Origin of the sequence: Winogradskyella sediminis, from assembly GCF_003387355.1 — a bacterium.
GTDB lineage: Bacteria > Bacteroidota > Bacteroidia > Flavobacteriales > Flavobacteriaceae > Winogradskyella > Winogradskyella sediminis.
The window spans coordinates 285722-298584 of record NZ_QUNH01000002.1 but is presented as its reverse complement, the minus strand read 5'-3'; the positions used below and the strand labels follow the sequence as shown (position 1 = coordinate 298584).

Genomic DNA, 12863 nt, shown 5'->3' with positions numbered 1-12863 from the left:
GGTTACAAAATAATTTGTGCTTTAAACCCTTTTTCTGGATTGGTATCAAAAGTAATACTTCCGTTAATAGATTGAATACGGTTTTCCGTATTCTGAAGTCCCATCCCCTTCTTTAGTACGCTACCACTACCGTTGTCGCTATAATTAATTTGTGTTTTTTTATTTATTTTACTAAACATGATTACTACTAACGATGCCGAACTGTGTTTTTTCATGTTAATAAGCAGCTCTTGAAGTACTTTATAGATGGTTGACCTATGCAGTTGTGGCATTAGATCCCAATTAATTTCTGATAGACCTTTAACAATGACACTGGTATCTCCGTCATTGAAACTTTCAATTAATTCATCTAGATGATCTGTAAAGGGATAATCTGTATTTAAAACACTATGTTTTTTGGAAATATCCCGTGTTTTGTAATATAAATCGTGTAAATCATTAAGCAACGCATCACGATGTACCTGTTGATTTTCAAGTTTACACATGGTTTGATATACATCGTTAGCCACTTCATCATGTATCTGTTTAGAGATTCGAGACTCTGTATTAAACACTTGCTGCAGAGTTTCTTTCTTATATTTTGATTTCAGAATAAAATACAATAACACCGATAGTAAGGTGATAAAAGATGCGGTTAGCACGGCATAGATGGTTCTGGCTTTATGTTTTTCGTTTTCAAGTTCACTTTCTAATACTTTTCTTTTGTATTCGGAATTGTCATATTTAAGCAAAGCATATTGATTAGAACTTTCCTTTTCTGCGGTATAGATACTATCGTTTAATTTTTTGTAGGCTCTTGCATAGGGATCCTCACTTAAATTTACCAATAACCCTAGGGCGTTATTTTTATAGGCATCCGAATTAATATGTGCGGCGAGTTCTAGAGCCCTTAAGGCGTAATTTTTAGCAACCACTTCATTATTTAAGCGCGTGTAATATTCTGCTAAATGCGAATAACTGGTATAAATTGTAGAAGTGTCACTTACCCCTTTTCTAAGTTCTAAAGCACGCCTCATTAAGTCTAGCCCATTTGCGTTGTTAAGCTTGGATGAGATGACACCATAATTATCTATAATTAGAGCTTGGGTTAAAGTATCTGACAGTTTCGGGATAAGATTATAGGCTTTCCGAATAACATTTTGAGCATTATCTAAATCATTAAACTTTCTATAAACGAGGGACAGATTATTGTAAATAGTGGCACTATCTGAGGGTGATTGTGCCATTTTAAACGCATTAGTATATAGTTCTATGGTTTTTGTTTTATGCTTTTGTTCGGTATACATTAGCCCTAACAGGTTATAGAAGCTCATTCTAGTAGACGACATATGTGCAGCATCACTTCTTTTGTCAATAAGTCCTAAGGCTTTTACTGCAAATTCTTCACTTTCATCATACTCTCCTTTTTTATATGCAATGCTTGCTTTGTAATATAAATATTTAATGGTTTTAGTGACTTCTCCTTGACTAGAGGCCCTTTTATAATGACGATTAAAATAGGTTTCTGAAGATATAAGATCTTGCGCATTTTGCGGTTTTAACGCTAAGCGCATATAATAACGCATACTATCTATAGGTTTTTGTGCAAAACCGTAAGATGCATAGATCAGTATCCATGCTGTAAAACAATAGAGCAATGAGGTCTGGTTAAATTTCATTCCTCTAAAGTAATAACAAAATATTATTTATGCTCCACATTACTAGGAAGGTCTCGGATATTTCAAAAGAGCTTAAACCGTTTTTCCCTATAGGTTTGTGGGATGACTTCAGCGTTATAGGCGTAAAAGGTGATATGGTTAATATATCTAAAAATATAAAACTAAACCGTTTTATAATTATGGTTTAAAACAAAACAAGCGGATAACTTTGACCTAAAGTGACCGCTCTTTTAGATATTTAGTGTAAGGAGTCTTAGATAAACATAAACGTATCTTCGTCTTTAGTAAAGGTACGTGTAATCATCGTTTTAGGAGCTGTTGCCTCCTGACTTGCATCAACTTTATCCAGTTGTGGCTTTGTTGGAAAGAATTGTTTTTTTAGGTTTTGTAGTAGTTTCATAGCACATATCATTTGGTGTTTATAAAGGTACGTTATAAAACCTAATTTTGGATCTCCAAAACCACCATAAATCACCTAAAAACAAATACTTAGCATTATCTTAACATTTGAATAAAGCTCGGATAAAATACTGACCAAAACCATTTAGAAGCAAAAAGCCTTGGGTTTAATAACCGAAGGCTTTGTTATATTATTAGATTAAAAAAAATGTCTAGTTCATAATTACGTTATAAGTATCAATCAAAATCTGTTCATTGTTCGCAGATGTTTTTCGCACATATAACTCAATATAATCATTCTTTTTAACCGTTACGGTACCAATTACAGAAACCGACTGCCTCTCATTAATATTTAAGACATTGACAATGGCTTCTGTGCCTGTAACTTTAACTCCATTTTTATAAATAGAAAAAGCAAATTGTGTTCCGTTAGTAGTTGTAAACGATATTGAGGCAAATACATTTACAGCCCTTGTTTTTTCTCCTTCATAAACAATACGATTTTCACTATTGGCACCCGTACCTTCTGCTGTTCTAAACATTCTAATAGCTTTTGTATTAACCGGCAATTTAAATGGTGTTGAATTTGTAACTGTAACCACACCATATGGATCGCTTTCATCGTAATATAAATTTGCAGAAATGACATCATCACTTTCCCTAGGAATACCAGGTGCATTGACATCCCAAGACGTACTAAAGTTGTAACCATCGTAAGAATTTGATGAATAACCGTTAATATAGCCAGATGGATTAGATGTTGTTCCGGTAAACACTGTGCCTTCTATAATACCAGTGCCAACATTAAGCGTACCATTACTAACGTCAATTGCCACATCTGAACCGTTTACAGTAGTAAAACCACTTCCTTTTTCTATTAAACCGAAGTTACCCGTAAAAGTTTCAAAAGTTCCGTTATTACTACTTAACCATGCTTGCGTATTAAGTAATAAGTTACCAATTTCCGAAAAAGTAATTCCATTTGCATTGTTTATAAACTGATTGGTATTACCAAAATACATTCCTAATCCTGAAACACTTCCTACACTTGAAGTCATACCATCGACAATGACATTTTGAACTAAAAGTGTTTCGGAGGTTGCTAGTCCTGGCCCTGTAATTTCAAAAGCTTTCGTTCCTTTTAATGTTAAATTCCTAATACCACCACCTGTATCACCTTTAAAGACAACTCCAGTTGCTGAGAGTACATCTTCTCTAGCGTCTAAACCAATAATGTAGGCATTATTTAAGTCTATTGGAGACGATAGTGTTATGGTGCCGTTTACTTCATAAAGGGTATTTTCATCTAATTTATAGCTAGAGCCTCCACCAGATACTAATTCTGATGCTAAATCATCAGCAGATTTTATTAATTTGTAATTGTTTCTTTTTACGGCATTATTGTTCGCTAATTCTACCCAAGTGCTGGTTGTGGTATTATAATAATAAAATGCATCTAAGTCGGTGTCAAAAACTAATAAACTTTCAGCAGGACTTGCAATAGCATTCCGTTCTAGAGTTGTCATTCGCGGTGCCAGTAGGCCTTGCGAATTTGATTGTAAATCTAACAACGACGAAGCGTTTGGCTCAGTTGTACCAATGCCTACTTGAGCGGTAGAATATCCGGTAACCGTAAGTAGTAAACTAAAAAATAATGTTTTAAAATGTCTCATAATTTAAGGGGTTGTATAATAAATGTAGTTTTGGGGTAAATGAATAGTTACATCCTTGCGATGCCTATTTTTATTAAGTTTTGTAATATAATTAATGTTATTCTACCAGTTAAAATGGGCTTTAAAGAAAGTAGAATTATTTTTTTCTTTAAGAATTAACTCCGGTCTTAGTACTATCTCATTATACCTTATAAATAAGATCCTACCTATACAGTGTTAAATTCTTAATTAAAATTTATTTAAAAATGACCTTCTTAGTTTGTTGTTGTACTGTGTTATTCAATTTAACGACATACATACCTTCGCTAAGATTAGAGGCATCTATAGTGTTACTTTCTGATATTCCAGTTAAAACCGAAGAAAGCACCAATCGTCCTTGAATATCATAAACCGAGACAGTTGTATCAGCTAAAAGATGTCCGTTAATAACAAGCATCTTTTTGTCTGCAAAAATTTGTAAAATTTCAGTAGTCACCTCTGTTGTTGATAATGAATTATTTTCAAATCGAAGGAAAAACCGTCCTGTACCCGAAACATTAGTGTTTGCAGTAAAAGCATAGTCATTGGCATTCAATAAAGTAAATACATTCGTTTGCCTATCCTCTAAATAGATCTCAATCGCATCAGACAAAGTAGACCTCTCAATACTAAAAGTAATTTGCTGACCTTGAGCTACTTTTACACCCAAAGGTATGATTATATCATTTAGGTTATTAAGACCTAAACTTTGGATTGCCATGGCTTTACCATTGTTATTTTCAACCAAATGAGAATATAAACTTAAGTTATAACCAGCACCGTTATACAGCGCAGCATCATAGCCCAAATCTAAACCTAAAGTTGAATTATCATTAAAGTATATTTCTGTAGCAAAATTTTCGGTTTCATTTTCAATTTGTAAACGCAACATTTGAGTTGGGTTTGCGTCTCTACCTAATATAAAATCATCAGTTCCGTCTGGGGTTCGCATAGCTGTAGTAAAACTGATCAGATTTGTAGGGTCAGCAGGATCATTTGCAACTAAGAATCCTTGACCAGGCGCAATATTTATGTCTGTATTAGTTAAACTATTAATAATAGTAAAGTCACCAAAGGTTCCAGGCCCTAAATCCGTATTCGTACCACTATTATAAGCATAAATCGCTACTGCATTAGGATCTAACACCCCTGAATTTACCGTTAAGAAATCTTGAGAATCAATAAATGTAGGATAGGGATTACCAATTAAGTTCCAATTATTATTATTTGTAGAAATTTCAACAGATTCAGAAACCATAGAAACTGTACCTGTAAATCGTACAGTTTGCCCACTATAACTTGCTGCTCTATAACCGACTCCTCTTTCAAGTAGTGCACCTCCATCGACTGCGGTATTATAGTTAATATAAGATTGATTGACGTTATCATATGGCCCAAAAGCATATAATGTAGGTAATGATGGAGCATTAGGTATAATGACCGAATTCGCATTTATACCATCGGTATAACTTAAAAAATTGGAGAACGTCGGGTCGGTAAGCGTTTTTACAGGTAAGGCTATTAAATCATTGCCACTTCCGCTAGAAGTTCCTATTACATTAACGTAACGATCGTAGTTAACTACAGTTGAAGCCTCTAGTGCTTCATTTAAAAATAAACACGCAAAACGGTTTGAAGTTGATTTGAGATTAATCTCTGATGCCGAGAGCATAGTTCCTGAGGATACGATAGCAGTCGTACCAGCACTTATGTGCATAGTTGTTGATAAATCTTGAGCTTTTGACGTATAGCCAAAAACCACAGTAAGTACTGAAAGGTAAAGTATTTTCATTTTAGGTAAATTTGGGTGAGCGCAAGAAACAACTTTTTAGCAATAAATTATATATAAAAACCAAAAAGTTATTCACTTTTAAAACCTGTTAACCAAATACATACGGTCAAAAAATGTAAGAATAATCACCTCATACAATTTACTTCTAAAATAGTAAAATTAAGATTATATAGTACCTCACAGTATAAAGTTCATAATTGAAGAAGTGCTGTTAAAAAATAGGAATTTTATTACCTTAAAAAAAAATCAAAATATGTTAAAATAACATATTGAACTTAAAATTAGAAAATTACTCTTCGATTTAGTCCTCTTTTAAGCTTTTTAATTAAGCTATTTTGTCATTTAGTACGCAATAATATTATAGTTAAAGGGACTGAGGTAGTAAAATTAATCTCGGATTGATAGGGAACCTTAAATATTAAGCCGATTATACACCATAGCCTTATAGCTTTCTCCAATAGGAATACGTTCGTCGTTAATAATAATTCTATTTTTTTGAATAGAGGTGATTTTATTAACGTTGATAAGATACGAACGATGCACTCTTATAAAGGTTGCTTCTGGTAATTTAGATTGCATTTCCTTAAAACTCATTAAAGTTAATATCGGTTTTGCATTTTCGGAATGAATCTTTAAATAATCCTTTAATCCCTGAATATGTTTAATAGCGTTGATATCAATTTTTAAGTTCTCGTATTCCGATTTCACAAAGATAAAACCATCTTCGTGCGATGGAGCTTCACCTCCTGCGGAAGACACATTAAAAGACGTACTAACGTCATTGAGTTTTATCATTTCCTTTACCCTATTCACCGCTTTTATAAACCTTGGAAAAGGAATAGGTTTTACTAAGTAGTCCATTGCATTAAGATCAAACCCTTCTAATGCATATTGTGGATAAGCGGTTGTAAAAATAAAATAAGGTACTTTACCTTCAAGCGAGCGTATTAATTCTATTCCTGAAATATTTGGCATTTCGATATCTGAAAACACCAAATCGATACGATTGTTATTTATAAAATCTAAAGCTTCTATGGCATTAGTAAATGTACAAATAACCTCTACCGACCCAAGAGCTTGACAATACGATGCAATTACATCTATTGCCAATGGTTCATCATCAATTATTATGCACTTCATTGTCGTTTAGGTTTAAAGTTAGAAATACTCTATAATACGAGCTGTCCTCCTCAATGGTTAGCTCATGCTTGTTTTTGTATAAATAGTTTAATTGGTTTTTGATATTCTCTAAACCAACACCAGAATTTTTATCGTCGCGTTTATATAAGCCTATTATATTCTCAACATTTAAAGTAAGTTTATTGTTATCTACCACTATTTTAATATCTATATGAGTATTCCCTTTATAGTCTGTACCATACTTAAAAGCATTTTCTATAAATGAAATAAGTAACAAAGAATAGATTTTTAAATTTCTGGTCTCACCTTTTATGTTAAGTTTAACAGCTTCTGTGTTTCTAAGTCTTAAACGCTGTAAAGCTATATAGTTTTTTATGTAATTGATTTCCTTTTCTAGTGTTACTTGCTCATTTCCGGCTTCATATAACATATATCGCATCAGTTCAGATAATGTGATAACAGCCTCTGGTGCATCATCAGATTTACTTCTCACTAAAGCATAAATACTATTTAAGGAATTGAATAGAAAATGTGGGTTAAGCTGATTTCTTAAAAATTGTAATTTAATTTCTTTTTGTTCATTCTCTAATTCTTTAGATAAACGATCTCGTTTATAAAAATGAACCACTAAGCTAAAAATAGCACCTAAAAGATAAATGGTTAAAGAAAAAACCATTGGTAAAGCGTGGCGAAATCTAAAAGCCCCTCCTGGTCTATCATTTAGCGGTCTAACTCTATCGTTAAAACCTGGTGCTAAATTAGAAAGAAATTCTGTACCAATATAATTAAAGAGGGCTAAGAACAATATGGAGACGACTATGTATAAAAGCAATTTGCGCTTCAGCAATATATAGGGTACAAATATTAAATAATTGGCATAAAACAACACTGGTCGCATGAGTTGTTTTATAATTAATTCTGAAGGAATTGTACCTAAATCATTATAAGCATTAAGTAACGGAAATATACTAATACATAACCATACAACAATGTGTACTATCAATTCTTTATAAGAAACCTTTCCTGTTAGCATGCTTTTCCAAAATACATTAATTTTTCTCGAAATTTATAGCATTTGTATATAAATCCGTCATACTTATTACAGGCATTTTATTTTCTGAAAGCTTACGGATTACAAGGTTTCCTATTTTTTCAGCATCTTCTTTAGTTTTAAACCCTTGTTTTCCTTTTACTGCAGGTATATATACTTGACGAATAAATAAACTTTCTTTATTATACACTTCGTAAATCCAGGTACTATCTTGCTTTGTTATATGCAAGGCAAAAGGTGATTCGTTAACAGAATTATTTTCAGTGTTTACTGTTAAAACGTATAAGGCCAACCCGAAAAGAACTGTAATTCCGAGCAAAACGATTTTGTAGTTATATTTTATTTTCATCTCATCTTCTTTAAAAAAAAAGAGCCAGAATTAATGAAGGATATCAACATTATCCTGACTCTTAATCGGTTATTAACCATCAATCACAAAAGTAATAACCATTCAATCAATCTAAACAATGCTATATATTTTAATTATCGTCGTCATCTTGTTCCTCATTAGGGAAAAACTCCATATTGTCATCTAGGTACAACGTTCCATTTCTACCTAAAGCGACAAAGGCACGAGCTCCATCACTAAAAGCAATGGCATCTCTTCTGGCGTAAAGCTCAAAAGGTGTTTTCTCTTTCCAAGTTTCTGTTGAAGGTGTATATTCATATACCGTGCTTAAACTACCTGAATACTCACCACAAGCAATATAACCTTTACCGTCAATTGTAAAAGCAACCGCATTAGATCGGTACACATAATCATCATCATCTTCGTCTATATCCTCAAGTTGAGTCCAAACTTCAGTATTTAAATTAAAAGACCAGAAATCTAACTCATAGACTCCATTACTTATTCCTGTTCCCAGATATACTTCATCACCAATGGTAAACGTTACACCATCTCTTCTTTTATCACCTCCAAAACCGAAAATTTCTTCCCATGAATCTGAAGTAGGGTTGTATCTCCAAAAGTCTTTTTTATCGCTGCCATCATAACCAGTACCGACATAACCATAAGAATCGGATCCAAAACCAACTGCAGCATATCTTGCCGAACCACCAAAATCCGCAATTGCTGTCCAGCTGTTTGTACCAACCTCATATTTGTAAAAATCCGATAATTCTTCATTAGAATCACCATTATAACCAGTACCAATATAACCGTCATTACCAATAACAAAAGATACAGCAGAGCTTCTTTCTATACCCGGAAAATCTGATAATTGTTGCCAAGAATTGGTATCCATATCATAAGCCCAAAAATCCTTATAATAATCACTACCATCATAACCTGTCCCCATATATCCAATACTTCCAATGGTAAAGGCTGTAGAACTACTTCGTGCTTCTTCATTAAAGGTAGATTTCTTTACCCAGTTTCCTAAGGTATCGTCTCCGTCATCATCATTATTACAACTAGAAAACAATGCCATTACGGCACCGAAATAAAGTAATCTTATGGCTGATCTGCTATTCATTTTTCTCATTTTACTTTTTATTTAAATTAAAACTAATTCCTATGTTTAATGCTATTGATTCGTTAGAACCAAAATCATATACTGTATTGTCGTTTTCACTTATACCAAGTTCGCTTTCCATAACGTAACCCATATTAAAATAAGTAGACCAGTTATCATCAAATCGAAACTTATAGCCCAAACCTAGTGTTATGGCTTTAAATTCTAATTTAGAATTACGTAACACTTCATCATTTTCTAAACTAAATGCTGCAGCATTATTTGCATAAATAGATTCTGGTTCTGCTTTTAGATCAAAACTGCTTTGCTCATTAACTTGGTAATAAATTCCTGTAACAGGTATACCTATTTCGTATTTTAATTTTTTATTGACCTCTTTTGCATACGATATTAAAGGATAAAAATTAGGCTTACCAAATAAAGCACCATAACCTGCTCCCAGTTTTAAAGTGGATTTTAACCCATCATTATCCCAAGTTTTTATAAAGTTAGTAGCATAACTAAAGTCCACATCTTCACTAGACATACTTTCATTAAGTGTTGACGACAGATATGGTGCTACAGTAATATTAAGATCCCAATTATTTACTAAATTCATTTTATATCTAGCGTAGATTTCAATACTATGCAATTCTTCAAAATCCGCATAATTATGATACCTATTATAGTCATCAAAATCGAGACTATGGTTGGTATAATCTACACCAAACCCAAACGTTGAACTGTCTAATAGCGATGTAAAATCCATAACCACAGATTTATGGTCTAATTGAATCTCATTCAAATTCAAATAATTGCTATATTCTAATGCCAATACATCTCCTGCGTCTGTAGTAGTGAACATCTTTTGTCCATAAGACACCATAGAAACAAGGCTAAAGGTTAAATAATGTAATGTGCGTTTTCTCATCGGGTGCTAACTTACTACCTCAATCTTTTACTATACCTACGAAATATACCTAGACACTTTTTTTATAGACAAACACCTTTTTTTAATCTATAAAACCGCGTCTAATTCTTTATAGTAAAAATCAGCCCTTCTGTAGATAAATATAAACCATAGGTATATTTTACTTTTTATTACATCAATTGGTTAGTTGATTTGTAAAAATTCTACAAAACAAATGTTGAAATCATTTATTAAATTATTTGCAGTAATTACCATAATCATGGTAGTGATATCTTGTTCCACAGATACCGAATACGATAGCTTAGTGGCAGGTGAAGATTTTACAGGTACCAATATTAGAGTACTTTCTATTGACACCTTTTCGGTCACCTTATCCACCATGAAGTTCGATTCTATAACGACCTCAACAAGCGGACGGTTACTTATAGGACAATACAACGATGACGATATGGGTATCATTAACACCTCGGCATATGTACAAGCAAGTCCTTCTGCGTATTACCTTAGTAATGATGCTGTTTTAGACAGTGTGGGATTAATACTTGGATATGATACTTATTATTACAATGATACTACCCAAGTAGCTACACTGAATATTCATAAGCTCACAGATAAGATGACCACTGATGATACTTATTTTTATAATACAACAGAAACCGCTTACGAAAACACGCCATTGCTCTCTACAACATATGTCCCTACTCCAAGCAATGATTCGCTTTATTTAACGCTACCTTATGATTTTGGCGAAGAACTTTTTAATGGCATTAGAGATAATCTTATTACAGATCAAGAATCACTGTATCAACAACTAAAAGGCTTAACCATACAGCCAGGAGCCGACGACAATGGTTCTATTATTGGATTTTCTACAGATACTGGCGAAAGTTACCTCCGCTTCTATTACACTATTCCAGATGAAGTAGAGACCGATGAATACACTTACGATATGACGATAAATACGTATTATAATCATATTGAAAGTGACGTTACAGGTCTCCCTTTAGAAGCCATTACAAGTCAAGAAGATAATCTCACATCCGCAGAGAGTGGAAATATAAGTTATAACCAAGCTGGTACTGGTTATGTGACTAGAATAGAATTTCCTTCTATTAAAGACTTGTATAATATTGATGGAGAAGGTACAATTTTAGAAGCTACACTTTATATTGAACCTAACTCGGAATCACATTCAGATATTCAACCTTTGAGTGAAACCTTATTACTTTACACCATAGATCAAAATAATGATTTAGCGAGTCAAGTAAGTAATAGTGTAGATGTAGTCACAGCAACTACAACGGATATCGATTCTGAATTTAATCAGGTAGCTTTTACAGTGCCTGTCATAGATTTTATAGATCAAAAATTATCTGAAAGTCCTGAAACAGAAGATGCGCTTATCTTAATTCCGACGGACTATAACTCTACCATCAATAAGATCATTTTTAATGATAGTCAGCGATCTAACTTTAACACCAAATTAGTACTAACATATGCAATCTATGAATAAATCGCAATCCCTTATATTTATCTTGCTACTCTGTGGATTATATGGCTACTCACAATCTAACAACCTCACTGGCTCGCCTTATTCTTTATTTGGTCTGGGTACGGAAAGTAATTCTGGCACAGGTAGAAACAGTGGACTTGGTAATACAGGAATATCACTAGATTCAAATTATGGAATTAACCTCTATAATCCTGCTGCTTTTGCTACCCTAAAAGAAAATGAAATCACGTTTGATTTTGGAGGTTCTGTTGAATACACTAATCTTATTGGCGGAGATGCTAATGAGCAAAGGTCAAACTATAATTTTACAAATATTTCTTTAGCCTTTAATCACAATAACGATTACGGTATAGGTATAACCTTAAAACCAGCTACCAATGTTGGGTATTCCTTAATTGGTTTAGAAAATAACATTGAAGGTAGTGATGAGCAATTTACAACTAATATTACAGGTACAGGTGGTATTAACGAGCTACGATTAGACTACGCCAGAACCTTCTTTAAAAACTTTAATGTTGGTGTTAAAGCTTCTTTTCTATTTGGTAAAATCGAAGAAAGTGAGTCTATTGTAACGTCTGATAGTGATTTAGAAATTGCAGAAAGTAACTATTATAATGGTGCACAATTTGGTTTAGGTTTACAGTATCAATTATCAGAAAAACACAATTTAGGGTTTACTATAGACTTACCAACGGTATTAAAAGGCTCTAAAGACATGGTGGTTGGCAAATACTCTAATGCTGCTTATAGTACATTAGAAGATACTGAAGGAGAAAATATTGATAATTTTTACCTTCCATTAAAATTGGGATTTGGGTACAGCACCAATTTTAAAAATCTACTTTTAACGGCAGATTATAGTAGAAAATTCTGGTCAGACACTAACCAATCTGATGCGATAGGCGATTACACTGACCAAAATATTTTTGGATTGGGAGCATCTTATGCCGTTGACCCAACAAGCTATAAATATTGGAAACGTGTAGATTTTAGAATGGGACTTAATTACAATTCGGGTTATCTTAAAGTAGACGACACCAATATTGATACTTACTCTGCTTCCTTAGGAATTGGTTTACCGATTGGTAATAGATCTCTTGTAAATATTTCATATACCTTGGGCAAAAAAGGAACCACGGAAAGCATCTTAATTCAAGAATATGTGAACACAATAAATGTTAATATTTCCTTATCTGATCTGTGGTTTCAAAAACGAAAACTCAATTAAGGA

The 12863-nt window shown here is 33.0% G+C and carries 11 protein-coding genes; 2 read left to right on the top strand and 9 right to left on the bottom strand.

The window, feature by feature from the left end; genetic code table 11:
* Window positions 1-2: 2 nt before the first annotated feature.
* The 9 genes from C8N41_RS08635 to C8N41_RS08595 all read right to left on the bottom strand — a co-directional run bounded on the left by C8N41_RS08635 (window position 3) and on the right by C8N41_RS08595 (window position 10119).
* Window positions 3-1658 (bottom strand): tetratricopeptide repeat-containing sensor histidine kinase, encoded by a 1656-nt coding sequence (locus tag C8N41_RS08635; RefSeq protein ID WP_115838973.1) that lies wholly within the window; start codon window positions 1656-1658, stop codon window positions 3-5.
* A gap of 253 nt (window positions 1659-1911) precedes the next feature.
* Window positions 1912-2058 (bottom strand): hypothetical protein, encoded by a 147-nt coding sequence (locus C8N41_RS16925; RefSeq protein ID WP_170137105.1) that lies wholly within the window; start codon window positions 2056-2058, stop codon window positions 1912-1914.
* A 211-nt stretch (window positions 2059-2269) separates the two neighbouring features.
* Window positions 2270-3730, bottom strand: coding sequence for a hypothetical protein (locus C8N41_RS08625; RefSeq protein WP_115838971.1), 1461 nt, complete (start codon window positions 3728-3730; stop codon window positions 2270-2272).
* A 235-nt stretch (window positions 3731-3965) separates the two neighbouring features.
* Window positions 3966-5540 (bottom strand): T9SS type A sorting domain-containing protein, encoded by a 1575-nt coding sequence (locus C8N41_RS08620; RefSeq protein WP_115838970.1) that lies wholly within the window; start codon window positions 5538-5540, stop codon window positions 3966-3968.
* A gap of 411 nt (window positions 5541-5951) precedes the next feature.
* Window positions 5952-6680 carry a LytR/AlgR family response regulator transcription factor gene (locus C8N41_RS08615; RefSeq protein WP_092443827.1) on the bottom strand — a complete coding sequence of 243 codons (729 nt, stop codon included), beginning with the start codon at window positions 6678-6680 and terminating at the stop codon, window positions 5952-5954.
* A complete protein-coding gene (locus C8N41_RS08610) occupies window positions 6661-7713 on the bottom strand; it encodes a sensor histidine kinase (RefSeq protein WP_092443829.1) in 1053 nt (350 codons plus the stop codon). The genes C8N41_RS08615 and C8N41_RS08610 overlap by 20 nt, the downstream gene beginning before the upstream one ends.
* A gap of 16 nt (window positions 7714-7729) precedes the next feature.
* On the bottom strand, window positions 7730-8080 hold the full coding sequence (locus tag C8N41_RS08605; RefSeq protein ID WP_115838969.1) for a DUF4907 domain-containing protein: 351 nt from the start codon (window positions 8078-8080) through the stop codon (window positions 7730-7732).
* Between the two features lie 130 nt (window positions 8081-8210).
* The gene (locus C8N41_RS08600) at window positions 8211-9209 is read right to left on the bottom strand and encodes a Kelch repeat-containing protein (RefSeq protein ID WP_244266703.1); all 999 of its coding nucleotides are present in this window, start codon (window positions 9207-9209) and stop codon (window positions 8211-8213) included.
* A gap of 10 nt (window positions 9210-9219) precedes the next feature.
* On the bottom strand, window positions 9220-10119 hold the full coding sequence (locus C8N41_RS08595; protein WP_115838968.1) for a hypothetical protein: 900 nt from the start codon (window positions 10117-10119) through the stop codon (window positions 9220-9222).
* 214 nt (window positions 10120-10333) lie between these two features.
* Here C8N41_RS08595 and C8N41_RS08590 point away from each other — a divergent pair, with 214 nt between their 5' ends.
* Together C8N41_RS08590 and C8N41_RS08585 are read left to right on the top strand one after the other, a co-directional pair.
* Window positions 10334-11632 (top strand): DUF4270 family protein, encoded by a 1299-nt coding sequence (locus C8N41_RS08590; RefSeq protein ID WP_115838967.1) that lies wholly within the window; start codon window positions 10334-10336, stop codon window positions 11630-11632.
* Window positions 11625-12860: a hypothetical protein gene (locus C8N41_RS08585; RefSeq protein ID WP_115838966.1), complete on the top strand. Its 1236-nt coding sequence runs from the start codon at window positions 11625-11627 to the stop codon at window positions 12858-12860. The genes C8N41_RS08590 and C8N41_RS08585 overlap by 8 nt, the downstream gene beginning before the upstream one ends.
* Window positions 12861-12863: the final 3 nt, after the last annotated feature.

Bases quoted from the DNA above. Each gene is read 5' to 3' on its own strand.
- C8N41_RS08610 (WP_092443829.1), bottom strand. From the start codon at position 7,713: ATGCTAACAGGAAAGGTTTCTTATAAAGAATTGATAGTACACATTGTT.
- C8N41_RS16925 (WP_170137105.1), bottom strand. From the start codon at position 2,058: ATGAAACTACTACAAAACCTAAAAAAACAATTCTTTCCAACAAAGCCA.
- C8N41_RS08600 (WP_244266703.1), bottom strand. From the start codon at position 9,209: ATGAATAGCAGATCAGCCATAAGATTACTTTATTTCGGTGCCGTAATG.
- C8N41_RS08615 (WP_092443827.1), bottom strand. From the start codon at position 6,680: ATGAAGTGCATAATAATTGATGATGAACCATTGGCAATAGATGTAATT.
- C8N41_RS08625 (WP_115838971.1), bottom strand. From the start codon at position 3,730: ATGAGACATTTTAAAACATTATTTTTTAGTTTACTACTTACGGTTACC.
- C8N41_RS08620 (WP_115838970.1), bottom strand. From the start codon at position 5,540: ATGAAAATACTTTACCTTTCAGTACTTACTGTGGTTTTTGGCTATACG.
- C8N41_RS08595 (WP_115838968.1), bottom strand. From the start codon at position 10,119: ATGAGAAAACGCACATTACATTATTTAACCTTTAGCCTTGTTTCTATG.
- C8N41_RS08585 (WP_115838966.1), top strand. From the start codon at position 11,625: ATGAATAAATCGCAATCCCTTATATTTATCTTGCTACTCTGTGGATTA.
- C8N41_RS08590 (WP_115838967.1), top strand. From the start codon at position 10,334: ATGTTGAAATCATTTATTAAATTATTTGCAGTAATTACCATAATCATG.
- C8N41_RS08605 (WP_115838969.1), bottom strand. From the start codon at position 8,080: ATGAAAATAAAATATAACTACAAAATCGTTTTGCTCGGAATTACAGTT.
- C8N41_RS08635 (WP_115838973.1), bottom strand. From the start codon at position 1,658: ATGAAATTTAACCAGACCTCATTGCTCTATTGTTTTACAGCATGGATA.